The organism is Pseudomonas sp. SJZ080, assembly GCF_007828295.1.
GTDB classification, from domain to species: domain Bacteria; phylum Pseudomonadota; class Gammaproteobacteria; order Pseudomonadales; family Pseudomonadaceae; genus Aquipseudomonas; species Aquipseudomonas migulae_A.
The window spans coordinates 1-23,585 of record NZ_VIUK01000045.1; the positions used below are offsets into that span (position 1 = coordinate 1).

The 23,585-nt window shown below is 52.8% G+C and carries 18 protein-coding genes; 7 read left to right on the forward strand and 11 right to left on the reverse strand.

What is annotated here, in order from left to right:
* Positions 1-570 precede the first annotated feature (570 nt).
* From FBY04_RS31185 to FBY04_RS31195, 3 genes are all read right to left on the reverse strand, one after another.
* On the reverse strand, positions 571-1,029 hold the full coding sequence (locus FBY04_RS31185; RefSeq protein ID WP_145319420.1) for a universal stress protein: 459 nt from the start codon (positions 1,027-1,029) through the stop codon (positions 571-573).
* A 43-nt stretch (positions 1,030-1,072) separates the two neighbouring features.
* Positions 1,073-3,805, reverse strand: coding sequence for a cation-transporting P-type ATPase (locus tag FBY04_RS31190; protein WP_145319423.1), 2,733 nt, complete (start codon positions 3,803-3,805; stop codon positions 1,073-1,075).
* 395 nt (positions 3,806-4,200) lie between these two features.
* On the reverse strand, positions 4,201-6,411 hold the full coding sequence (locus tag FBY04_RS31195) for an LTA synthase family protein (protein WP_145319426.1): 2,211 nt from the start codon (positions 6,409-6,411) through the stop codon (positions 4,201-4,203).
* A 300-nt stretch (positions 6,412-6,711) separates the two neighbouring features.
* Between FBY04_RS31195 and nhaA the strand changes: the two genes are divergently transcribed.
* Positions 6,712-7,908, forward strand: a complete 1,197-nt coding sequence (gene nhaA / locus FBY04_RS31200) for a Na+/H+ antiporter NhaA (protein ID WP_145311079.1) — start codon at positions 6,712-6,714, stop codon at positions 7,906-7,908.
* 63 nt (positions 7,909-7,971) lie between these two features.
* On the opposite strand, the gene FBY04_RS31205 is transcribed toward nhaA, so the two are convergent.
* The 4 genes from FBY04_RS31205 to FBY04_RS31225 all read right to left on the reverse strand — a co-directional run bounded on the left by FBY04_RS31205 (position 7,972) and on the right by FBY04_RS31225 (position 11,712).
* Positions 7,972-8,823: a universal stress protein gene (locus FBY04_RS31205; protein ID WP_145311077.1), complete on the reverse strand. Its 852-nt coding sequence runs from the start codon at positions 8,821-8,823 to the stop codon at positions 7,972-7,974.
* An 11-nt stretch (positions 8,824-8,834) separates the two neighbouring features.
* The gene (locus FBY04_RS31210) at positions 8,835-10,322 is read right to left on the reverse strand and encodes a SulP family inorganic anion transporter (RefSeq protein ID WP_145319447.1); all 1,488 of its coding nucleotides are present in this window, start codon (positions 10,320-10,322) and stop codon (positions 8,835-8,837) included.
* A 649-nt stretch (positions 10,323-10,971) separates the two neighbouring features.
* Complete coding sequence (locus FBY04_RS31220) at positions 10,972-11,214, reverse strand: hypothetical protein (protein ID WP_145311075.1); 243 nt, start codon at positions 11,212-11,214, stop codon at positions 10,972-10,974.
* 294 nt (positions 11,215-11,508) lie between these two features.
* Positions 11,509-11,712 (reverse strand): DUF2934 domain-containing protein, encoded by a 204-nt coding sequence (locus FBY04_RS31225; protein WP_145311073.1) that lies wholly within the window; start codon positions 11,710-11,712, stop codon positions 11,509-11,511.
* 405 nt (positions 11,713-12,117) lie between these two features.
* Here FBY04_RS31225 and FBY04_RS31230 point away from each other — a divergent pair, with 405 nt between their 5' ends.
* The 3 genes from FBY04_RS31230 to FBY04_RS31245 all read left to right on the forward strand — a co-directional run bounded on the left by FBY04_RS31230 (position 12,118) and on the right by FBY04_RS31245 (position 14,212).
* Entirely contained in the window at positions 12,118-12,255 is a 138-nt protein-coding gene (locus FBY04_RS31230; protein ID WP_178113338.1) for a hypothetical protein, read from the forward strand.
* A 410-nt stretch (positions 12,256-12,665) separates the two neighbouring features.
* The gene (locus FBY04_RS31240) at positions 12,666-13,238 is read left to right on the forward strand and encodes a TetR/AcrR family transcriptional regulator (protein ID WP_145311068.1); all 573 of its coding nucleotides are present in this window, start codon (positions 12,666-12,668) and stop codon (positions 13,236-13,238) included.
* The gene (locus FBY04_RS31245; RefSeq protein WP_145311066.1) at positions 13,235-14,212 is read left to right on the forward strand and encodes a DMT family transporter; all 978 of its coding nucleotides are present in this window, start codon (positions 13,235-13,237) and stop codon (positions 14,210-14,212) included. Before FBY04_RS31240 ends, FBY04_RS31245 begins: the two co-directional genes overlap by 4 nt.
* Before the next feature lie 268 nt (positions 14,213-14,480).
* On the opposite strand, the gene FBY04_RS31250 is transcribed toward FBY04_RS31245, so the two are convergent.
* The gene (locus tag FBY04_RS31250; RefSeq protein WP_145311064.1) at positions 14,481-15,722 is read right to left on the reverse strand and encodes a sodium:proton antiporter; all 1,242 of its coding nucleotides are present in this window, start codon (positions 15,720-15,722) and stop codon (positions 14,481-14,483) included.
* 484 nt (positions 15,723-16,206) lie between these two features.
* On the opposite strand from FBY04_RS31250, the gene FBY04_RS31255 reads away from it, so the two are divergent.
* The gene (locus tag FBY04_RS31255; RefSeq protein WP_145319429.1) at positions 16,207-18,087 is read left to right on the forward strand and encodes a DUF294 nucleotidyltransferase-like domain-containing protein; all 1,881 of its coding nucleotides are present in this window, start codon (positions 16,207-16,209) and stop codon (positions 18,085-18,087) included.
* Positions 18,084-18,803, forward strand: coding sequence for a 3'-5' exonuclease (locus FBY04_RS31260; RefSeq protein WP_145319432.1), 720 nt, complete (start codon positions 18,084-18,086; stop codon positions 18,801-18,803). The genes FBY04_RS31255 and FBY04_RS31260 overlap by 4 nt, the downstream gene beginning before the upstream one ends.
* A gap of 108 nt (positions 18,804-18,911) precedes the next feature.
* Here the strand turns inward: FBY04_RS31260 and FBY04_RS31265 are convergent, their stop codons facing one another.
* The 3 genes from FBY04_RS31265 to FBY04_RS31275 form a co-directional block, all read right to left on the reverse strand.
* Complete coding sequence (locus FBY04_RS31265; RefSeq protein ID WP_145319435.1) at positions 18,912-20,048, reverse strand: mechanosensitive ion channel family protein; 1,137 nt, start codon at positions 20,046-20,048, stop codon at positions 18,912-18,914.
* Positions 20,049-20,138: 90 nt separating this feature from the next.
* The gene (locus FBY04_RS31270; RefSeq protein WP_145319438.1) at positions 20,139-21,806 is read right to left on the reverse strand and encodes a BCCT family transporter; all 1,668 of its coding nucleotides are present in this window, start codon (positions 21,804-21,806) and stop codon (positions 20,139-20,141) included.
* A 557-nt stretch (positions 21,807-22,363) separates the two neighbouring features.
* Entirely contained in the window at positions 22,364-22,621 is a 258-nt protein-coding gene (locus FBY04_RS31275; protein WP_145307865.1) for a hypothetical protein, read from the reverse strand.
* Between the two features lie 527 nt (positions 22,622-23,148).
* Here FBY04_RS31275 and FBY04_RS31280 point away from each other — a divergent pair.
* Positions 23,149-23,364 carry a 2-hydroxyacyl-CoA dehydratase gene (locus FBY04_RS31280; protein WP_145319444.1) on the forward strand — a complete coding sequence of 72 codons (216 nt, stop codon included), beginning with the start codon at positions 23,149-23,151 and terminating at the stop codon, positions 23,362-23,364.
* Positions 23,365-23,585: the final 221 nt, after the last annotated feature.

Sequence of the window (23,585 nt, forward strand, 5' to 3'; positions counted from 1 at the left end):
TCTTATCGTTGCTATTAGTCATAAACATAACCGTTTGCCTATCCCTTATCGTAAGGGGGAAACGGTGTCCTGTCTTTCATGGGGCTCGTTCACAGCAATAGGCTCGTTAACTTTAAACGAGTCTCTAAGGTATTTTCATTAAGGGGGGCATGAGTAAGCCAAGACGCATTAAGCATTTCCAGGCATGATGACTTTGATTGATTGAGCGCGAAATCACTAACGTGAGTGGTGGGCAAAGCCGCGAAGGTTGGAGTGCCGACCACGAGGGCCGACCACCCTTTCGGGTGCCGACGCGACCCCGCCCATAGCGCAGACAACGCGATAACATGGTCACAAGGCCCTAAGCAATAATTGGACTCACTGAGGGTCTTTTTACTGGGTAGCAATCCTAGGCTAATCGATATCAAACCATTGTCGAGAAGTCATTTGATTCAAAAAATATCAACCCCCCACTCGTGATAGGGCTTCATGGTCGGCTACTGAAGGGCAAGGTTAAATCAGAATCTTTTCAAAACACCTGCCTTTGACAATCCAGTTATGGGGCCGCGCTATCAAGCAATTCACGATCTCTTATTTGACTAAGGTGATTGGTAAATCAGAGAGCTGAATCACCTTTGCCGCGACAGAGCCCAGAAAAATCCCCGCCAGAAAACCATTGCCATGCGAACCTAGGATGATGCTGTCACATCCTAGGGAATGTGAGCACGCCACAATTTGGCTGGCTGCATCGCCTTGTAGGGTATGGAGTGCGAATGCAATCCCTTCTTGCTTCAGAAGCACCTCAGCTTTTTGTGAATCCTCAGCACTTTTATCCCCATAGTAACGATCACGCTCATCCTCGCTCATGTCAAGTGCGATTCGAGTGGGTAAAAGCGGCTGCACATTCACCAGATGTACCTCAACACTACCGCCCAGTAATCCGCCATCTTGGATCAGCCCAATAAGGTAACGCACCGCGCGCTCCGAATGCTCGGAACCATCGACCGCTACAAGTATTTTATGCATTTCAAAATCCTCTTTCAGTGGCATGAAGATGCTTGTCGTTTAGGGTATGCCCAGCATGCAACCCGTTCTACTCGGACAAGCGGATTCGAATCTGTTTTTCTATCTCGATTACCGCAAACAGCGCAACACCAACCCCGATGATCAGCAGGCCATCAAGGAAGGGGACTGCCTCTGTTGCAAACACCTTTTGCAGCGGTGGCGCATACGTGATGGCGAACTGAGCGAAGGTAATCACTGTGACGGTCATCCATACGACCTTGGTGCCACGAATGCCCTTCCAGGTAAGCGACGTGCTGTAGAGGTTACGAATGAAGAACAGATGGAATATTTCCATCACGACTAACGTGTTCACCGCGATGGTTCGGGCCAACTCCACGGAGTAGCCACGGTCGAGTGCATACGAAAAAATGCCGTAAACACCACAAAGGAACAGAATGGAAACAAGCACCATATGCCAGACTAAGGCTCCGCTTATGAGTGGTTCCTTGCGTGAACGAGGTGGTCTGCGCATGGTGTTTTCTTCGGTAGGTTCGAACGCCAGCGCGATGCCGAGTGTCACTGCGGTAATCAGATTGATCCACAGAATCTGTATCGGCGTCACCGGCAGCGTAATGCCGAGTAGCAGCGCGACGATGATGGTCATGGTCTCGCCCGCGTTGGTAGGCAGCGTCCAGCTCAGCACTTTCTTGATGTTGTCGTAGACCGTCCGGCCTTCGCGAACCGCAGCGACGATGGACGCGAAGTTGTCATCGGCCAGCACCAGGTCTGCGGCTTCCTTGGCGGCTTCACTGCCTTTTCCACCCATGGCGATACCGGCATCGGCACGCTTTAGCGCTGGTGCGTCGTTAACGCCATCGCCGGTCATGGCCACTGTCATGCCATTCGATTGCAGCAGCATTACCAGTCTGAGCTTATGTTCTGGGCTGGTGCGCGCAAAAATATTAACGTGCTTTACCGCCTCCTTCAGAGCGACATCGTTCATGGTGTCGAGGTCTACGCCGGTCAACACACTGTCGGGATTTTGCAGGCCAATCTGGCGACCGATAGCGGCGGCGGTACCGCCGTGATCGCCAGTGATCATTTTTACGACAATGCCTGCTGCTTGGCATTGTTGAACTGCTCTTATCGTCTCGGGTCTAGGCGGGTCAATCAGTCCGACCATGCCTAGCAGGGTTAACCTTCCTTGTACGTCCCCAAACTCCAACACGGTGTGCTCGGGAGGAACTGATCTAACTGCAAACGCCAATACACGCTGCCCCTTGGCAGCAATGGCGTTTGCCTGTTCGTGCCAGTAGTCCGCATTGAGCGGTTCAGTCCCGCCAGCGTTTACGAGCTGCTGCGTGCTCATGGCCAGTATTTGCTCTGGAGCGCCCTTCACATAGATAGATGCATGTCGATCATGGTTGTGATGCAGTGTCGCCATGAAGCGGTGTTTCGCGTCAAACGGAATGGCATCGGTGCGGGGCCAGGCCCGATGATCTTCATCACTATCGATACCGGTCTTTCCGGAAAATGCCAGCAAGGCGCCCTCCATCGGGTCTCCCTCCACTTTCCATAAGTCTTCGTGCAAGCGCAGTACAGCATCGTTGCAAAGGCCGGCGGCTCGCCCCAATTCTGTCAACGCAGGGTGAGTCGGTAAGTCGACAAGCTGATTTGCAAGGCTGATGCTTCCCGCTGGCTGATAACCTGCGCCATCGACCGTGAAGATGAGATCGTTGGTTACGACCGATGCCACCATCATTTCGTTGCGGGTGAGTGTGCCAGTCTTGTCAGTGCAGATGACGGATACCGAACCTAGCGTTTCGATGGCTGGCAGGCGACGCACAATGGCGTTGCGACGAGCCATTGCCCTAACTCCGACAGCCAGCGTAATGGTAAGGACGGCAGGCAGCCCTTCAGGTATCGCCGCTACTGACATCCCGACCACTACCATGAAGATCTCGGTGAACGCGTAGTGCCCGACATAATGGCCAAACACGAGCAAAAGGCCGCCCACTAACAAGATCAAGATTGTCAGCCAGCGCGCAAATACGTTCATTTGCTGCACCAGCGGAGTGGTCAGCGTTTCTACTCCTGCAAGCAGCGTGCTGATGCGTCCGATTTCAGCAGCTGCTGCAGTCGCAACGACAACCCCTGTTGCTTGCCCGCAAGTCACGAGTGTGCCGCTGAACGCCATGCAAGTACGATCACCCAAGGCTGATTCGAGGCCCACTGGCTGGGTATGTTTCTCTACTGGTACGGATTCACCGGTAAGAATGGCTTCTTGAATCTGTAGTCTGTTCGCATGCAGCAGGCGTAAATCAGCAGGGACTTTGTCTCCCGCCTCCAGCAATACGATATCGCCCGGTACCAGCTCCTCGCCCACAATACTTAAGCGTTGGCCTGCGCGGATCACGGCGGCGTGCGGTGCCAGCATATGCCGGATAGCGTCCATGGCTTTTTCCGCTTTGCCTTCCTGGACGTAGCCAATGATTGCGTTTGCAATGACCACCGCCAGAATCACCACCGTATCCCACAGATGTTGCAGCATCGCGGTAATCGCAGCGGATCCTAGAAGCACGTAAATCAGAATGTTGTGAAATTGCAGCAGGAATCTGAGCCACGCAGGTCGACGTGCTGCTTCTGGTAGCCTGTTGAAACCAGTGCGGGCAAGCCTGGCTTGAACTTCGGCGGCCTCCAGCCCAACATGCTCATTGGCCTCAAGTAGGTTCGTCACCTGCTCTGCAGGCAGGGAGTGCCAGGCCACGGAATGCGGAGGGATTGGTGTTTGCTCAACTGCTGCATCGACCACCTGATTCATCAATAATTATCTCCTGTGCGCACAGCTCAACTGAATCGGGCTGAGGTGGTCATGAGCGAGCGTGGCTATATCAGAATGCTGAAAAATCGTTCGTCGTTCTTACATTCTCTCTGTCATCTAGCTGATACGAACTAAAAGATACATGCAACCAATCGCTTGATGATTATTGACTTAAATCAAATTGTTGGCAGTCGGTAGTGTGACAAGATATTTACTAAGCAATCTATTCTTCGATCTAAGTCTTTTGTGATTTATGGTGTCAGCGCCCTGATATTATCTTTAGTAAGTTCGATCTGTTAAAAGTTTGGAATGCAGTTACTGCAATACTTTGACAAGTCATTGCGTTACAGTCCGCATATTGGTTGCACTTAAAGTAGGAGTGCATACGGCGGCACCTAGCTTGATTGAGCACTGTTGTCGACCGGGTTCTCATCCAGTACCTCTAGTGCTTCTGGCAACTCGGTAATCACGCTGAAGTCGCTCACCTCAACGGCACCCAATCCATAGCCCAACAAGTGGAATGAAAACGCCTTACGCGACTGCGGATTGTCAAAGCTGAAGTCCATCTCCAGTGGCTGGTCTGCAGTGACGACCATTTCGGCTGGCAGGCCCAGCTGGACATCCTGCTCCAGCTCCTTGGCCTTGAGCAGTATGTAGGCGTTCTGTTGTGGATCTACCGAGCGCACGGTCAGGCGAACGCGAGTGTGCGAGCCCTTAGGCATTTCCAGGTACTGAGCACCGATAAGGTTGTCGGCCCAGTCATCCTTGATCTGCGCTTGAAGCGGGATGATGGCGGGGCTGCCGAACTGGTAGTGCTGGTTCAACGGTGTCCGGAGCAGCGAATGATCCAGCGCCGTCGCTCTGGCTACGATTTGGCGGGCACGCAGGCCCCCATACTGCCCTGTCAAGGTTGCACGCTCGGCAATGAAGCCGGCGCTGGCGTAATACCGACAGCGCTGTTGAAAGTCACACTCGGTCAAGGTGCCTTGGCCATCGTGATAGCGCAGCTTGTCGTTGGTGAATGACATGATTTCGCGGCCCGTTTCATAATCACGAAACAGGGAACGACCGCTCAAGGCTGAGGGGACAGGTAAGGCGAAGTAGTCGAGTATCGAGGCACTCAGATCGACATGCCCGTAGACGCCAGACTTCACCCTGGGCAACTGATCCTGCTCGGGCGCTAGCATCAGGTTGAAGCCCCATGAGGAAGCCAGGCGCACACCATCTATGCCGTGGGACTCGTCCGAGGTGATTACCACCAGGGTGTCTTTCAAGATGCCCTGACGTTCCAGGCCGCTGAGGAATTGCCCAAGGGCATCATCCAGATACCCGACGGCGGCTTGCTTGGGGGTGTCATAGCGCTGCAGGTAGTCTTCAGGAGCCGAATAGGGCTGGTGGGTGCCAACGGTCAGCAGGGTCAGCATCCACGGCTTCTTCTGCTTTTTCAGCTGACCGACATAGTCCAGCGCCCCTTCGAAGAACGCCTTGTCATCTTTGCCCCAAGGAAACTCCAGATAGTTACTGTTAGTGAACCATTCCAAGCCATGGGTAGCATCGAAGCCGATGTGCGGCATGATCTTGTCTTTGGCCATGAAGCGCAGGCCTGCACCCTGGAGGTAGTGCGTGGCAAACCCGTTTTTTCGCAACTGGGCCGGCAGGCACGCGTGGTTGCGTTCGTTCTGGGTCAACATTTCGACGCCTTTGGGCGTGCCGTTATCCAGCTTGTCGTAATCGCCGCAGAGCATGGCGTACAGACCGCGAATGGTTTGGTGGCTGTGCAGCACATATTCCGGTGTGTTCATGCCGCGTTCTGCCCAGCGACTGAGATTGGGCATGAGGTTTTCTTGATAGCTGCTGTGCAGGGCTTGGCGGTTGACGCCGACGTAAGCGCCAGGAATACCTTCCAGCGCGATGATCAACACATTGCGCGCACGCCCCGGTGCCGCGAGCAATTTCTGTCCGTCCAAATCGAGTTGAGTGAGCCCCGCCATTTGCGGTGGGACATCGACAACATCACCTTCCAACCACTCTTCTGCGCTTGCCTGAACATCGCCAACGCTCGCGGCCATCAACTGATGCGGGAGGTTGAACAAGCGCCACTGGTCTTCCTCTGAGGGGTACAGGTGCTGAGCGCCCCAATGGGCGATCAATAGCAGTAGCGGTGCTCCCCACGCGCTTCGCGGCAAGCCTGGAGCGGCAGTGGAACGTTCCAGATACTGCGTGATCAGCCAAATCATCAGTCCAAGAAACAGAGTGGCGGCTAGCCAAGGCTGGGCGAGACCACCACCGGTAGAGTTTTCCAAAAACTGAGGGTCGATCAGGTAGTGCAGGTCTGAGGAGTTTGGAAGTCTACCGACCGCGCTGACCAATTCGGCAGTCGCCAGTGTCATAACCCCCCATGCCAGCAGCACTGGAAGTGCTAACCACCAAGGACGGCGATGCAGGAGTACGATGAGCAGGCTCGCAATTCCCAGATCTGAAAGGTAGCCGAGTGGATTCGACCAACCCAGTGCCGCACGCATGCACACAGGCACGATCAGAACCAATCCAATCAAAGCGGTGAGGCGTGCGTAGGGTTGTCGTAACCAGTGACGGATAACATTCACGAAAAAACCTTCCAGACATTAAATCTTCATACGAGTGTGCTGGATGGTATCAAGCGATGGGAAGACTGATCGGGATATTCGAAAAGGGCACGGGGTATGGAGCCGATGGGCGGCATGTATATTGTTTCGCATGCCAATAGGTTCTGGTCTAAAACCCCCATTCCAGAGTAATGAATGAACAGCATTAATGCCCGGTTATGGCCTTGTACATTAACTGTTTCAGGCTGTTTAACGCCGCCGCCGCCACTCGTGTAGGCCAGATGTTAATCTATTACCTTTTAAGTGATCCCAAGGACGTTGATGACCAAGCACCAAGCTAAAGCCGAAACCCCTAGAGCAGCAGCGATTCTGGCTCGCTTCCTGTCGTCGGAATCCGCTGGCGGTCTCGTGTTGATGGGCGCAGCCCTGGCCGCTCTGATTGTTGCTAACTCGCCTCTATCCCAGAGTTATTTTGCAGCCTTACACAGCGTTTGGATGGGCATGTCTGTAGAGCATTGGGTGAATGATGGCCTGATGGCGATCTTCTTCCTGATGGTCGGTCTCGAAATCAAACGAGAGGTGCTGGCCGGTGGGCTTTCCACTTGGGGACAGCGCGCCTTACCTGGATTTGGTGCTTTGGGCGGCATGGTTGTTCCAGCGCTGATCTACATCGCAATAAACTGGGGTAATCCTGAGACCTTGGGGGGATGGGCGATCCCGGCTGCTACTGACATCGCATTCGCTTTAGGTGTTTTGTCGTTACTGGGTAAGCGAGTTCCGACTTCGCTGAAAGTGTTTCTGGCTGCCTTAGCGATCATTGACGATCTGGGCGCGGTGGTGATCATCGCCTTTTTCTATACGTCGGGCCTTTCCATGCCGATGTTACTGGCCTCGCTCGCTACCCTGGTCATTCTGATCGCAATGAATCGATTGGGCGTAAGGCGATTGTTCCCGTATCTCCTGGTCGGTGGTGTGCTGTGGTTCTTCGTGCTGCAATCGGGTGTCCATGCCACGCTGGCCGGTGTCGCTGTGGCGCTGTGCATCCCCATGGGCAAGCCAGAAGAGGAAGCCCGATCTCCGCTGCTTTTCCTGGAAGAGAAGCTGCACATGTGGGTAGCTTTCGCTGTGGTGCCGATTTTTGGCTTCGCCAACGCGGGTGTTTCACTGGCTGGTATTTCGATGGAGAACCTGGTCGATCCGGTTCCACTGGGTGTCGCTCTGGGGCTGTTGGTGGGCAAGCAGGTCGGTATTTTCCTATTGGCTGCTCTGGCCATTCGCATGGGCTTGGCCAAGTTGCCGGAAGGAAGTACCTGGGTACAGCTCTACGGCGTAGCACTGTTATGCGGCATTGGCTTCACTATGAGCCTATTCATTGGCAACCTGGCGTTCGTCGGATCAGCTCTTTTGATCGATGAAGTCAAAGTCGGAGTGTTGATCGGTTCGATTCTGGCTGCAATTGGTGGTGTTCTGGTGCTGCGCCGCAGCAGCGTTTTAGCAAGTGCTGCCATAGCCAAATAATCTCGCTTGAGATAACCACAGTATTTCTCGAAGCATAGAAATACTGTGGTTTAGAAACCTGCGTTAGCGAAGCAACAAGACAGGCATGTTGGCTGTTCGAAGCATCGTCGTAGTCGTGCTACCCACCAGGAACTGTCGGATGCGTGAGTGCCCATAGGCGCCCATGACCAGCAGATCAATTCCGTGCTCTGCTTGATAAACGTGCAGGGCCGCCTCCACCTCACCTTGTCGTATTTCAGCTTGGACTACGAAGCCTGAAGAAAGGAGCATGCCTCGTGCTTTCTCCAGCGCCTCTCGATTGCTTTCCGAGTCTGCACCGACCATAACAAGATGAATGGGTAAACCTTCGCAAAGCCGGCTGGCGGCGAGCATTTGGACGGTTTTGTAGGCCGTAGGGCTGCCGTCAAATGCGAGCATCACTTTTTCGGGCTTTTTATAGCAGTTGGCTGTGATCAAGATGGGCCGGCGAATTGTCCGCACGACAGCTTCTATCTGGCTACCAAGGGTGCGCGTACTGCGTGTGCTGTCTTCTCCCACTCTTCCGATCACCAATAGCCGAATATCCTCCTGAAGGTCGCTCAGACTTTCCACTAAGTGGCCGTGGCGCTGCTTCAACTCAGGAAAGCCAGCACCTGAGATGACAGTTCGCTCCCTGGATGCTTCAAGCATATGCTGTCCCTGCTCGAGAGCGATTCTGGCACGCTGGGCATCCAACGTAGCCAGTTCCTCCAGCAGATGCTCTCGACTTCCGAGGCCAATATTTCCACTCAGGTCAGCTGCTGCCGGGTATTTCTCTTCATCCAAGACATGTAGCAAAGTAAGGGGCGCATCTAATTGTTGTGACGCCCATGCTGCGTAGTCGCAGACCGCCAGTGAGAACTTTGAGTTATCAATGCATGCCATTACGTGAGTCATTGTTGATCTCCTTAGTGGCTCATGAGCTTGTCGATGGCGTCAGGTTTGTCATGCACGCCAAAGCGGTCAACGATAGTGGCGCTGGCTTCATTCAGGCCCAGCACCTCAACCTCAGCACCCTCGCGACGGAATTTGATGACCACTTTGTCCAGCGCTGCGACGGCAGTGATATCCCAAAAATGGGCTTGGGTCAGGTCGATGGTGATTTTGTTAAGCGCTTCCTTGAAGTCAAAAACGTCGGTGAATTTGTCTGCTGAGCTGAAGAACACTTGGCCAACAACGCGATAAGTACGATGCGACTCCGACTCTTCGAGACTGCTTTTGATATCTAGGTAATGTCCGACCTTGTTCGCAAAGAACAGCGATGCCAGCAGTACGCCCACCAGTACACCGTAGGCTAGGTTATGCGTTGCGACGACCACCACAACAGTCGCAACCATGACGATGTTGGTCGACAGTGGGTGCTCTTTGAGATTGCGCAGGGAATCCCAGCTGAAGGTGCCGATGGACACCATGATCATTACGGCAACCAGTGCTGCCATAGGGATTTCGGACAGCCACTCACCTAGAAAGACGATGAGTAGTAGCAAAAAGACGCCGGCACAAAGTGTAGACAGCCGGGTACGGCCACCCGATTTTACGTTGATGATTGACTGGCCGATCATGGCACAGCCCGCCATACCGCCAAGCATGCCAGCAATGATGTTGGAGATGCCTTGCCCCTTACATTCGCGGTTTTTGTTGCTGGTGGTATCGGTCAGATCATCGACAATGGTTGCGGTCATCATGGACTCGAGTAGGCCTACAACTGCCAGTGCTGCTGAGTACGGGAAGATGATGCGCAGGGTTTCAAAGTTCAGCGGGACTTCAGGCCACAGGAAAATCGGCAGCGTATCCGGAAGTTGGCCCATGTCACCCACGGTTCGGATATCCAAACCGAGGTAAATGGCGACGGCAGTCAGCGTCAGGATGCACACCAGGGGCGAGGGGATCAGCTTGCCGATTTTCGGTACATACGGAAACAGGTAGATGATTCCGAGGCCCGCTGCGGTCATGGCGTAGACGTGCCAGGTGACGTTGGTGAGCTCAGGCAACTGCGCCATGAAAATCAGAATCGCCAGTGCATTCACAAAGCCTGTGACCACCGACCGCGAAACAAAGCGCATCAATGAGCCTAGCTTCATGTAGCCAGCGAGTATTTGGAGAACCCCACAGAGTAAGGTGGCTGCCAGCAGATACTGAAGCCCGTGCTCTTTAACCAGAGTGACCATGAGTAGCGCCATGGCGCCGGTAGCTGCCGAGATCATGCCGGGGCGACCGCCGACGAAGGCAATGACAGCACAAATACAGAAGGAAGCGTAGAGACCGACCTTGGGATCGACACCGGCAATGATAGAGAATGCAATGGCTTCTGGGATCAGGGCCAGAGCGACTACGAGACCCGCGAGCACGTCTCCACGGACGTTGGAAAACCACGTTTGTTTGAGTGATTGCAGCATCAGGATATCCAAGGCAATGCACCGCACGCACACCAGGCGAATAGCGAGCGCATCGATACGAATTCAAATTGTGAGGATTATTTTGCTGTGCGCTTTGGGTGTAAGAACCGGCATACAGCAGAACGCAGCCGCGAGCGAAACTGGCGGAAGCGAGGTGTTGCGAGGGGGCGTAGCGCTAAGGCGGCGTGGGCTGCCAGAAGATCGTTTGGAGTACAGTCATGCTGGTGTTCCAGTAGCTCAAGGGGTCAGGCTGAGCGGGAAGTATACAGTCAAGCTATCGTCGATTGCGACCCGCCACCTCACTTTGGGCGGATTGCTTTGAGAAAGGTCTTTTGGCAATATCACTCGCCTGCGCTTCTTTTGTCAGTTCTCCATCCCTCTCTGTTGGGAACTGCGTAGTTGAGAAGCGCAGGTAAAAACCCGGCCAAGTGCCGGGTTTTTTATTTTTCTGGTCAAATTGTGATCAGTGTGGGGCGGAGTGGAGCCTCCACACATCAGGCAAATGTGGCTGTAGAGCAGGATCGTAAAAGCCCGCACGGAGGCGGGCTGCTTTTTTCACAAAGGGGCGCCGATCCATCAGCTGAGGTCATTGTAGATGGAGTATTCCGACGCGCAAGTCGGAAGCGGATAGCACAGCGCTCGGCCATGTTCAATCCTCAGGATCTTTCTCTTCCTCAGGCGTCCATCTGGCTATTAGGTCAACCAACAATTCAGCAATGGCATCATTGTTATCCTCCAGCACCCTCATCTGCGTATTTATTCGGCTGGATACGACTCTGGAACCTTGCTGATCGATCCACGTACTTATCTCTTCAATTGCACACTTGAGGGCTGTGATGTTTTGGTTTAGGCGGCTAAGCAGTGCAGGGGTCGGGTCGTCAGGCAGAGACATAGCTTTCCTCCATAGAGAGTAAAGCATAGTCGAAGAAGCTGATGAGACGAAAAGCCTCAAGGATGCTGAGCTCAGCTTATTCAACACTATTGAAATATTATGTTATCAACTGCGTACCTAATATCGCCTGGATAGATCGGTAAGTGCGTTTATCAGCCTCATAGAGAAGCGATCTTCTGGAGATTGAAAGCCCCAAGGGCTATAGAGATAAGTGTTCTGTCACGGCGATAGCGCGCATTCGACGGTGCGCGCTATCGATAGGTATCAGCTTCAACTGAAGATTTAACGTACATATTATTTCGATTTCCGGCGCCGGCTGGAGTCAGCTTGAGACGAGTCAGCTTCTCTCCCTTGCGTTGCGCCAGAGGTTGACCTGTCAAAATCCTCTTCGCCGACTGATTTTTCAGCAGTGAACCAGTGTTCCAAGTCTTGTCCTTGCGGCTTCCCATCTTTTTCCCAAAGCCGATATGCAGCTTCTCGAATTTTTTGCTCATCCATCTTTGAATTCCTCCCATTTGTCACTGAGTGAGATTGGGCGAAGCGGGAGAAGCGGTATCGCCTCCCGATCCGTCTTGCAGGGTAAGGGTAGTCGTCATAACAAGCTCCGCCATCCCTTTGATCGGATAGCTTTCGACCGCATCTGGGCCAATGCAGGTACTGCTGAAGAGCGAGGGCAACGAGCCAGGAGCGTTGCCGTTTTTCGCTAGTGCTTAGGCAGGATCCTGATCGAGTCCGAGCTCCTGCTCCCAGTTCATGCAGGTAAAATTTTCCTCTACTCGGCGGTTCATGACTAGCGTTCTAGGCAGGCCGTTAACTCATCGAAATCTTCCAGGTCGAAGTGACTAGAGTTTTCGTAAGTGCGCCGAGGACGTGATCATTTCCCATTCGGCGACAGAACGGTTTGTGAACGAATGCCTGAAACCTGGAGCGACGGTCTACAGCGTTGCCATCAGCCACGGCATCAATGCCAACGTCATCCGCAAATGGTTGCCGATTACCGAAATCAACCACCCGCAGCACTGCCCGCATTCGTGGCTCTGAAAACCACGCCCAAGCGGGCCACGGAAGACATGGCTGTCATTTCGCTATCGCGGGGCGATAAATCCATCACGGTGAAATGGCCAACCTCCGACCCGGATGGCTGTGCGCGTTTTATCCGTGAGGTTGCTCAATGATTCGCATTGACGCTTTCTGGCTCGCCACTGAGTCCATGGTATGCGCGCCGGTACAGAGACCGCGTTGGCCAGAGTGATTGCGGTGTTCGGTGCGGCGAAGCCTTACTGTGCTTATCTAGCGTAGCGAACTTTCTGATTGGCCAAATCCTACGATTTACTGCCGCGTCGGCATGCTGCCGACTGTGTCGTAGCGGCCATGATTCAGGTCGTATTTGGATGCACTCCAATCTTACCGGTCAGTATAGTCGGCTCCATCCCTATGCCGGAGTGCCTTAAATGGACAATACCCGTGAGCGCTTGATTGACTCAGCGCTTAAGCTGTTTCTGTCACAAGGTATATACATTACTGGTGTGATGACCATCGCCGCGATGGCGGGTGTTACCAAGATGACGCTATACAGCCATTTTCCCTCCAAGGATGCGCTGATAGTGGCTTGCCTTGAGGAGCGTGACCGACGCTGGCGTGAAGAGGTAGCGCGCACCTTGGCAGGGAATCCTGACCCGGTCAGTGGCATGCTCGCTTTTTTCGATTTGTATCAACGATTTCTTTTACAAGACAGCGAACGCGGGTGCCTGTTCGTCAACAGTGCGGCTGAATTCCCCCATTTTAGCCACCCTGTACATTTAGCAGTGAGCAGGCATAAGCAAGGGATACGCGACAATCTTAATGCCTTGGCGATGAGCGCCGGCATAAGCGCCCCTGACGTAGTTGCTGAGGGGCTGTTCATCTTGCTGGAGGGCAGTTTTGTCAGCGGCGCCATGGGCCAGGAAGTTCGGGTATTCGACACTGCCCGGCAAATAGCTGATTGCTGGATCCGGAAGCAGTGTCAGCAGGGGCAGAGCGTATGACCCTAGGCTTATTAGCTGCCATTGCAGCCACTTTTTCCTGGTCGCTGCTCTACATCTTTCCGGGGCTGGTCGGCGATTACAGCCTTTTTGATCTGGCTGTGGTGAGCTATGCCTTTGCCGGTTTAGGTAGCCTGCTAGTGCTATTTGTTTACCGTAACGAAGTGCGGCAATTGCGACTGAGCGACTGGGCCTGCGCCGCACTGCTGGGCTTCTTGGGATACATCGGTTATTTCTTTCTGATTACCACTGCGGTCTTGGCAGCTGGGCCGGTGATCCCTCCGGTGATGATGGGGTCGGTACCGATCGTGCTCGCGATTGCCGGCAACATGCGAAGCTCCAGCGTGCCGTGGCGCGCCATTGCCGGGCCGCTGGGGGTGGCGGCCTTGGGCATAGGTTTGGTCAATCTGAGCGTGTTTGATTTTAGCCGTGCGACTTCAGTGCTTCCGACAGCTTCGATACTGCTTGGGCTGCTCGCATCGTTGTTTGCAATCGGATTTTGGACTGGTTTTGGCCTATTAAATGAAAGTGCTTTGGCTCGACGCCCAAGCATGTCCCCCATGTTGTGGTCAGCCATGCTGATCTTCATGTGCAGCGTCGAAATGCTGGCCTTTATCCCAGTTGGGCTGTACTTGAAACTGTCCCACTTCGCTAGCCATCCGAGCGGGTTAACAGGTACTCAGGCGCTAATAGTCTGTGGGTTAATTCAGGGGTTAGGGGCCACCCTTGCAGGTGCCTGGGCGTGGTCAGTCGCAACTCGGCGTCTACCTCTGGCTCTAAGCGGGCAATTGATCGCCAGCGGAACCATTTATGCAACTACGATGGGCCTGCTCATCAACCAACGCTGGCCCTCTCCTATGGAAGCGCTTGGAACTGGGTTGCTATTCGTAGGGGTTGTTTGGGCTATTCACGCCTTTTATCGCAGGCAAACACGCCTCGAGACGCATGGCGGGATAACTGACCTTAGCCAAAACTAATGCGACTGTCCTGGTATGGGCATTTCAGGTTTCCACTTTGGATTGATGCGGCATCATTGGCCTAAGTGCTTGGGTCGGGAAGTTGTGTTAGGTGGTCGGTTCATATCTGGACATGTTTGTGCGACGGCAATTTTCATCCTGGCCGGAAGGTGTGTTCGCCATCTTCTTACGGGCTATCGGCTCCTCGAGCATTATAAGCCTGCCTGCGATATCCCGTTAGATAGCTATCGCCGTATTATTTCTTTTTATCGCAATGTTGTATTAACTACTATCTGCCCGCGCAGGGCATGACCTTCCTGACCAGTTTCCCAATGGTCATACCTTGGATCAAAATAGAGAACACTACGATTATGTAGGTTAGGGAAACAACTGTATCGCGTGCCTCGCTCGGCGGAAGCGATAAAGCGAGGGCCACTGAAATTCCTCCTCGTAGGCCACCCCAGGTCATTACGCTCCAAGCACCTTTAGGAAGCCGAAAGCGTTTACCCAAGACAGCGATAGGAACACCGACCGTCAGCAATCGCGATAGCAACGTTAAAGCCACGACCATCAATCCAGTGGCGATAAGAGCATTTGAAAAATGTATCAGAACCACTTCTAGGCCGATCAGGACAAATAAGACTGCATTAAGGATTTCGTCCATCAATTCCCAAAACATGTCGAGATTTTTCTTGGTCTGTTCAGACATTGCATAGGAACGGCCATGATTGCCAATAATCAGCCCCATTACTACCGTAGCAATGGGGCCGGAAACATGTAGATGCGTTGCGAGGGCATAGGCGCCGAGCACAGCGGCCAAGGTGATGAGGACTTCCTCTTGATAGCTGTCGATACTTTTGAGCATCCGGTAGATGACGTACCCGACGACTGCGCCTAGAAGAGCGCCGCCGCCTGCCTCTTTCAACAGTAACTGCGCGGCTCCCGCAACCGATGGGCCTTCACCGCTGGCGATCATAGCCAAAATGAGAGAAAACAGGACTACGCTGACTCCATCGTTGAATAGAGATTCCCCCGAAATAACCAGTTCAACGCTACCGGGAGCACCAGCAGACTTCAAAATGCCCATCACAGCGATAGGATCGGTTGGCGAGATCAGAGCACCGAACACCAGACAGTAGACGAGCGGCATACCGAGATCTGTCAAAGACAATAACGCCCATAGACCGAAACCGATAAATAGCGTCGACAGGGTTGTGCCTATTGCGGCGAGGGACGCTACCTGCCATCTGTAGATACGTAACTGCGACAAGTCGACGTGCAAGGCCCCAGCGAATAGCAGTAACGACAACATGCCTTGCATAAGCAATTCGGAGAAATCTATGGATTCCACCAGCGATTGCTCAAGCGTGTGCAAGGCATGGAAGCCAAGGCTATCAGCGGCCATATTCAGTAGCGATATGCCAAGTGCGATACCCATGACGCCAATGGTGGAAGGAAGTCCCACGTAACGTCGGTTAACGTAGGCAAGTAGGGCTGTGACACTTAGAAATATCGCAATAATGTCTAGCATTCAACGGTTAGCTCCGGGGTTTGTGCGATAGTTAATGATAAGGATGCGCTCTGCGGCGAGGCCCGCCATTCAGTTTGAAAGCAATAATGCCTGAGAGTGCAACATTTGCCGGTTGGTCGCGCTGCCCTGACGGTAGCTTGGACACCATCGGCGCATCAGTATCACAACCAAAGATATGGCCCATGCCATTTGTGTGTGGCGGCAGAGGAGGGGGGGCATGCGCGATACGCTGAGTCATTCGACTGCTAACCACGATGGTTACAGAACTTTCACTCAAATCGACAGCCCACTGTTAAGAGCGGATGGATGCCGTATTTTGCGAAGGCCGCTGCCGCCCACTCGCCTCGAATTGCCTTAATCCGATAATCCGATAATCCGATAATCCGATAATCCGATAGAAAGTATCTGATAGGCTTTTGGGGCGAGCAGCAAATTTCAACATACGCCTTTTGGCGATTTTTTCCTTCCAGCATACCGAGGTTCCATGCAAGCCGAGATGCAGGAGATCAGCGACCATCTCTATCGTTTTTCCCCGTTTGATCAACTGCCCAGGGAGTCGGTAGATGCTATGGCTCGGCGAGTTGATGTGCGTTACTTCAAGGCCGGTAGCGACATCCTGGAAGCGGGTGCCGTTATCCAGGATTTGCACTATGTGCGCAGCGGCGCAGTGGAGATTTATCGACGCAGCGGCGAGCTTTACAACCGGCTTGTCGAAGGCGATATCTTTGGCCAGGCAGGGCTCTTGCGCAGCAACAAAGTTCGTTTTCCTGCGAGAGCACTTGAAGACAGTCTGATTTACTACATCCCCGCCGACGTATTCGCCGATCTGTGCGCACAGCATGACGCCTTTGCGGATTTCGTTGAAGCTGAAGGGCACTCCAGGCTCAAGTCCGCAGTCGAGGCGCAGGGGCGGGCGAGCGAACTGATCCAGCTCAAATGCCGAGCCTTGCTATCACGCTCCTTGGTGTGGGTGACGTCAGATACTACTGTTGGCGAGGCTGCAAGGCTGATGACTGAGCAACGCGTTGCTTGTGTCGTGGTCATGTCGCCATCGGGACTGCAGGCAGGAGAGACCCAGGGGATTGTGACCGACAGAGATCTTCGCACCCGGGTCGTCGCTGCCGGAAAGAACGCCGACAAAACGCTCATCAGCGACATCATGACGACAGATCCTGTCGCCATAAATGCTGATGACTCAGGTTTTGAAGCGATGCTAGTCATGCTGCGCCGCAACATCCATCACTTGCCCGTTCTCAATCATGGGCGCCCGATTGGCGTAATCAACCTCTCAGATATTATTCGGTACGAATCCCATAGTAGCCTGTACCTGGTCAACAGAATATCTAACCAGACGTCGGTCGACGGTCTAAAGTCGCTTTTACGAGACCTGCGTGGAACGTACATCCGGATGGTAAAGGATGGCGCGACCGCGCACATGATCGGTAGCGCTATCTCAGGTATCGGCAGAGCTTTCACGCAGCGTCTGCTGGAGCTTGCAGAAGAAAAACTGGGCCCACCTCCAGTACCTTACTGCTTCATGGTTCTAGGCTCCATGGCGCGCGATGAGCAACTGCTAGTAAGCGATCAAGATAACGCCTTAGTGCTGGATGATCGATTCGATCCCGCATCGCATGATGCATATTTCCGTAGCCTTGCATCGTTTGTAAGCGATGGCCTAGCCGCGTGTGGATACAGCTACTGTAAGGGCGGAGTCATGGCGACCAACGATCAATGGCGCCAGCCTTTGAGGATTTGGCGCAGCTATTTTGATCAGTGGATCGAAAAACCAAACCCGACAACCTTGCTTAATAGCTGCATTTTTTTCGATCTGGATGGCGTATTCGGCCAGCTCTCGCTAGTGGAAGAACTCAAAGTTCTGTGCGCTCGCAAATCCAGTTCTCACCTCGGATTTCTCAGTGCCATGGCCAGGATTGCACTGAACCGGACACCGCCCCTGGGATTTTTTCGTACCTTTGTCGTCGAGACAGATGGACAACAGAAAAGAATCATCAATCTGAAAGGTCGCGGTACCGCTCCGCTCACCGACCTTATTCGCATCCATGCTCTCGCTTGCGGCAGTACTGCGCAGAACTCGTTTGACCGTATCGATGCAATAGCTAGCGCTAATATCATGCCGCCCGAAGCACTGAAGCACCTGCGCTATGCGCTGGAGTTCCTCTCCATGGTGCGAATTCGGCATCAGGTAGAGGCGCTGGAGCAGGGAGAAACGTCCAATAATTATATTGAGCCTGAACGCTTCTCTAACAACGAGCGGCACAATCTCAAAGAGGCCTTCAAGGTGTTGAGTAACGGCCAGAATTTCCTGCGGTTCCGCTACCCGCCAAAGAGTCGTGTCTCAAAATGAGTGATGTCAACGCGGAGCCAGATCACCCGGGAAACTGGCCAGAAGTGTTCCGGGAGTTGGCGGAGAAATCGGCCAATTCTTGCTTGAGAACGTTTTATCAGGCGGGCGTCGTCTCACCACACACTCCGATTGAAAGCGTGCAATTTCTTGCGATGGACGTGGAGACAACCGGGCTCGATGCCCAGGCTCACAGTATTGTCAGCATTGGTTTGGTGCCGTTCACTTTAAAGCGCATCTTTTGCAGCAAGGCGGAATATTGGGTGCTAAACCCATCATCAGAACTGAGTGAAAAGTCAGTCACCTTCCACCACATTACCCACGCTGAGATTTTGAATGCTCCGTCGCTCCCGGAAGTGCTGGAACCACTTCTGCAGGCCATGGCCGGCAAAGTTATTGTCGTCCATTACCGCAATATCGAGCGTGAGTTCCTTGATGCAGCACTGCGCAGGCACCTCGGAGAAGGCCTGAGGTTTCCGGTCGTAGACACGATGCAATTGGAAGCCAGGATGCATCGGCAAAAGCAAAGTTGGGCTGCCAGGCTCATGCGCCGCCCGCAGACATCCATACGATTGGCCGACAGCCGCTCGCGCTATAACCTTCCAGCCTATCAAGGGCATCATGCGTTAACTGATGCCCTCGCGACCGCTGAGCTGCTACAAGCGCAGATAGCTACCCATTATTCATCAGCGTCACCTATTGGTGCTCTATGGGACTGACGGCCCAGCACCAAGCGGGGGCGCCCGAAATGCTATGGCGGGAGGCTTCTCAAATGCCTCGAAAGTCTGTCAGGCGATATGCATGATTCTATACGTCTGAGCATGCGTTTATATCGAGTGCTCTGAAGTCCTCACAGCCACATCTTTGCTACGACCCACAGGCACCTCCGCCCCTGGAATCGATGCAACGTAAACGGTTCGTGATGGGAACGCAAAGCTGACACCTATCTCGTTAAATGCGTCCATTATTGCTAAATTTATGTCTTGCTGAATATCCATATAGATGTTGTAACTTGGGTCTAGCACAATGTATACGACCTCAAATTCTAAGGCGCTCTCCCCAAAACTCCGAAAATGGCATCGGTCAAATCTGGCTCTTTCTTGCTGACTGATAATATGCTCGATTCGTTGTGTTACTTCCCTGGCCTGAAGCGCAGAGCAAGTATAAGTAAGCCCTATTTCAAAGACTATTCTACGCTCCAGAAGCCGTTTGTAATTCTGTATTGTACTCCCGATCATTTCCGCGTTTGCCATAACGATTTGTTCACCGCCCAGGCTACGAATCCGCGTTGTCTTCAATCCAACATGCTCGACAGTGCCAGATAATGAGCCCACCACGATGAAATCGCCTACCTCAAATGGTTTATCTACCGCAATGGACAACGAAGCGAAGACATCCCCTAGAATATTCTGCATAGCCAAGGCTATAGCGATACCGCCTACGCCCAGACTAGCAACAAACGCGGTGATATTTACGCCGACATTCGAAAGCATCGACAGAACTACTACGACCCACAGGAATACCTTTGCCCCCCACAGACTTAGAGTCGCCAAGGCGCTGCCCTGGAACGTTTCAGAGGCGCTGTGCCGTCTAAAATATTGAGCGAGCGCCAAAGCACAGGCGCGGTTCGCCCACAAGCCGATCTGCAAAGCAGCGACTACGAACCAAAGGCTGCTGACTCGTCCTAACCAGCGCTCGGGTAGGTCAAGTACGCCTACACCAACGAGTATTGATGCCAGCAGTAAGAGTGTGTTACTTGTGCCTGAAAGCACTACGACCGCGATATTGCTAATGGGGGCATTTGGTAGGGCTGATATTTTTCGAAGCTTCCTAAGGAAAAAACCAATCACAGTTCTTGCCAAGACGAAACTAAGGGTTGCTAACAAAATAGCGAAAACCCAATTGGCTAACGAGATTCCCAGAAAATCGTAAGTCATAAAAAAGTTTAATGTTTCTTGAAACATTCTGACCTCCTTTTTCGAGGTTTAACCCGCCAGCGCGTACTTGGCGGGTTATATAAAGGTTACGGGATGCTTGGCGCCCTCAATAGTTAACTAGCGGGGCTCAGACATCAGTCCCTTCACAAGAGATACGCAGCCCAGAGCCAGCACAAGAGCGAAAGGCAGACCCGTAGATACCGCCATAGCTTGTAGTGCTACGAGACCTCCGCCCAACAACAGTGCAATGGCAATCACTCCTTCTATGACGGCCCAAAATACACGCTGTGGAACAGGCGCATCGACCTTACCCCCTGCTGTAATCGTATCGATGACTAAGGAGCCGGAGTCTGAGGAAGTGATGAAAAAGACGATCACCAGAACAATGCCCAAGAACGAAGATATTTCTTTTAGTGGCAGTTCTCCCAGCATGGCGAACAGTTTCAACTCCAGGACAGCATCCTTAACGCCAACCAAGTTTTGCACAGTAGCTTGGTCGATGGCAGTGCCACCAAACGTCGTCATCCATAATACGGATACCACGGTAGGAACTAACAAAACAGAGATTAAGAACTCCCTGACCGTTCGTCCACGGCTGACCCGCGCAATAAACATCCCCACAAATGGAGACCAACTGATCCACCATGCCCAATAAAATGCAGTCCAGCCCTGAGTGAATTCCGTGTCAGTGCGTCCGAAAGGATTGGAAAGCGCCGGTAGATATTCAGCGTAGGTCACCAGATTTTTAAAGAATCCAGTGAAGATTGCCAAGGTGGGCCCAACAACAATGATGAACACCAGCAGCAGCAGCGCTAGGCCCATATTGATCTGTGACAGCATCTTGACGCCCTTATCTAAGCCAGCAAGAACTGACCAAAGGGCAATCATGGTGATACCAACGATCAGCACTACTTTGCTTAGATTTGTCGACTCAATACCGAAGAGATATTCAATCCCTGCTGCTGCCTGCTCAGCTCCTATCCCCAGCGATGTCGCCAGTCCGAACAATGTGGCGAATACCGCCAGGATATCTATCAAGTGCCCTGGCCAACCCCAGACGCGCTCGCCTAGCAATGGATAGAAGATCGACCGTATAGAGAGCGGTAAGCCCTTGTTGTAAGAAAACAGGGCTAGGGACAGAGCGACAATCGCGTAGATCGCCCAAGGGTGGAGTCCCCAGTGAAAGATAGTGGCGGCCATTGCCAAGTCGGCTGATGCCTTGGCGTCACCCGCTGCACCTCCTAACGGTGCCCAGTCGGTTCGGGCTCCACTTGCATCGACTGTTACACCGCCCATGGACGCTTGATAATGAGACATGGGTTCGGCTACGCCATAGAACATTAGGCCAATGCCCATTCCTGCAGCGAAAAGCATTGAGAACCAGCCCACGTAGCTATGGTCTGGTTTGGCGTCTCTACCGCCCAATCGAACCTTCCCCAGCGGCGAGAAAATTAGCCCGATGCAAAGCAAAACAAATATGTTTGCAATGCTCATGAACAGCCAAGCGAGATTGCCAGTCAGCCAGTTTCGGATGGCACTGAACAGTGGTTCTACTTCATTTTGGAGCGCCAGCGTCATAATGACGAACAGCAAGATAGTGGCAGCTGAGATGACAAACACTTTGCCATGGATATCAAGGGAAAATGAAAACTCACCTTTGATATTGTCCTGTCCGATCACGTAGTCGGTGTCAATCAGATTGGCGGCCCCGCTAGGAGCAGGAATGCCATCCTCACTGCTTTTATGAGGTTTTTCTGGTAGATCATCCCCAGGTGTTCGGCCCATGAGAGCCTCCTTGATGGTGGCACGCTATGACGTGCAGTGGTCGTTAGCCCCGCTGTTCCTATGGTAAAAACGAGATGTTTGCATGCCTATCCTAACAAGCTTTTTTACAATCTGGCGAAAGCTGGTCTCACAGGGTAGGTGCAGTAGGGCGTCAGTCAGCTTGGATGCAGGGCTCGAAACGGGGCGCTTAAGCAATCATTTGGTTCTTCTTACCTTTCGCTGCGGTAAGAGGATTGATGGGGCGGGATGTTTCCTATACGAAGGTGCCGGTTCTTCAAGGCGCATCAGTCTCGCCACCGATGCCGACGACAGCCATGCCCAATCGACAGGAACTCCATCACGGATTTTTCCGCTGATTCTCAAAAGGTTGAAAAGGCCGAATTCAAAGGCAAAGCCTATACCAGCGTGGCCACCAACAAGACCGAAAGGCTCGTGTCGTTTGGCAGCATAGCCATGGAGGAACGCGTGGCGAAACGCCAATGCTCCAGCCTGATGGGCGACGCAAGTCGGTCGATTGACAGCGATAGGTGTTTTCTACATGCGTGAAATGATGGATGTCATACATCAATCTGCAATTCCAGATCCCCATTTGCCAATATACGAGCGTTAACAAGGGTACCGGTCAGTGGCTGCTTTGAAAGCTGAATAACAGTAATCGTATGCGCCTTGTGAAGATCATCGGGGAAAGGAGCTTTCACCTGCACTTGAAAGGCAACACGCGTAATCGGGATGATCATCGCCACGCAGTCCGCGCTTTTTACGATGGGGCCAAAAAATGTGTCCAGCAGATAATTCAAGCGTATGCGGCAGCTCATACACAAACCCCATTCAGTACAGAAGATCGGAGTATTCACACTCACTTGTTAACTAGACTGTACATGCAGTATTTCAGTTCAACGTGCTGATGCCCGTCGCCAGATTCAAATGCGTTTGTTCGTGTTCAAAATTAATGCGGCCGGGTTTTTCAAGCTTCTTCGATGAAGTCATCATGGGCAACCGGCTTGCTCGCGTGGTGATTGAACCCCGCTTGCTTGTTTGGTTACTTTCTGGTCAATGCTGGTGGCGTAACCCGAGAGCGCAAACAGGTGTGTATTGTGATGAGCGTTCTGACGAATGGGCCTGGATGAGCGCGCTCCATCTCCAGCACTGAAGCACTCATCAAGTATCGAGATTCATCCCCCAATAGCTCTTTCCCCCCCAAGCTGGCGCCCCTGATTCAGTTGCGATCTTAGCCTGGTTCTCCGCCTGTCGAGCGCGCAACAGCAACACCATACGTCCACCACTATGAACGTACTTTCGCCAGCGTCCTCTAGAGAATAAAGGCTACGATGGAGCTACGGTCATGTACAGCGAAGCAAAAATGCTGGCCTATGCCAGATGGCACGAACTGCTGACGGATTCAGAAACACTTATGGATTCGGAAGATCGATATGATGAATTGCTGAAACTTGCTGACGAGTATCGATGCCAAGGGATTATTGATAGGTCAGAGCGCAACACATTGATCGAAATTGCGACGGCGGCCTACGCGAGATCGGTTGCAGACCTATCAAAGTAGACCACTATCAGGAAAAACTCGTCAGGCGAGTAAGCATAGCGAGTGTCATTTTTGTGAACTGTCAGTTTTAGCTGCTCGTCGCAAGCGCGCAGCGAATATTGAATCCCACTTGGATTGCGCTACGCGATGAATCGCCCCTAGTTTCGTAGACACCTCCAAGCCTTAAAATGAGGCCCATTAGGAGGTGCCATGAGCAACCAGCGTTATCCCGAAGAATTCAA

Bases quoted from the DNA above. Each gene is read 5' to 3' on its own strand.
- FBY04_RS31185 (WP_145319420.1), bottom strand. From the start codon at position 1,029: ATGCCACTGAAAGAGGATTTTGAAATGCATAAAATACTTGTAGCGGTC.
- FBY04_RS31190 (WP_145319423.1), bottom strand. From the start codon at position 3,805: ATGAATCAGGTGGTCGATGCAGCAGTTGAGCAAACACCAATCCCTCCG.
- nhaA (WP_145311079.1), top strand. From the start codon at position 6,712: ATGACCAAGCACCAAGCTAAAGCCGAAACCCCTAGAGCAGCAGCGATT.
- FBY04_RS31205 (WP_145311077.1), bottom strand. From the start codon at position 8,823: ATGACTCACGTAATGGCATGCATTGATAACTCAAAGTTCTCACTGGCG.
- FBY04_RS31210 (WP_145319447.1), bottom strand. From the start codon at position 10,322: ATGCTGCAATCACTCAAACAAACGTGGTTTTCCAACGTCCGTGGAGAC.
- FBY04_RS31220 (WP_145311075.1), bottom strand. From the start codon at position 11,214: ATGTCTCTGCCTGACGACCCGACCCCTGCACTGCTTAGCCGCCTAAAC.
- FBY04_RS31225 (WP_145311073.1), bottom strand. From the start codon at position 11,712: ATGGATGAGCAAAAAATTCGAGAAGCTGCATATCGGCTTTGGGAAAAA.
- FBY04_RS31240 (WP_145311068.1), top strand. From the start codon at position 12,666: ATGGACAATACCCGTGAGCGCTTGATTGACTCAGCGCTTAAGCTGTTT.
- FBY04_RS31245 (WP_145311066.1), top strand. From the start codon at position 13,235: ATGACCCTAGGCTTATTAGCTGCCATTGCAGCCACTTTTTCCTGGTCG.
- FBY04_RS31250 (WP_145311064.1), bottom strand. From the start codon at position 15,722: ATGCTAGACATTATTGCGATATTTCTAAGTGTCACAGCCCTACTTGCC.
- FBY04_RS31255 (WP_145319429.1), top strand. From the start codon at position 16,207: ATGCAAGCCGAGATGCAGGAGATCAGCGACCATCTCTATCGTTTTTCC.
- FBY04_RS31260 (WP_145319432.1), top strand. From the start codon at position 18,084: ATGAGTGATGTCAACGCGGAGCCAGATCACCCGGGAAACTGGCCAGAA.
- FBY04_RS31265 (WP_145319435.1), bottom strand. From the start codon at position 20,048: ATGTTTCAAGAAACATTAAACTTTTTTATGACTTACGATTTTCTGGGA.
- FBY04_RS31270 (WP_145319438.1), bottom strand. From the start codon at position 21,806: ATGGGCCGAACACCTGGGGATGATCTACCAGAAAAACCTCATAAAAGC.
- FBY04_RS31275 (WP_145307865.1), bottom strand. From the start codon at position 22,621: ATGAGCTGCCGCATACGCTTGAATTATCTGCTGGACACATTTTTTGGC.
- FBY04_RS31280 (WP_145319444.1), top strand. From the start codon at position 23,149: ATGTACAGCGAAGCAAAAATGCTGGCCTATGCCAGATGGCACGAACTG.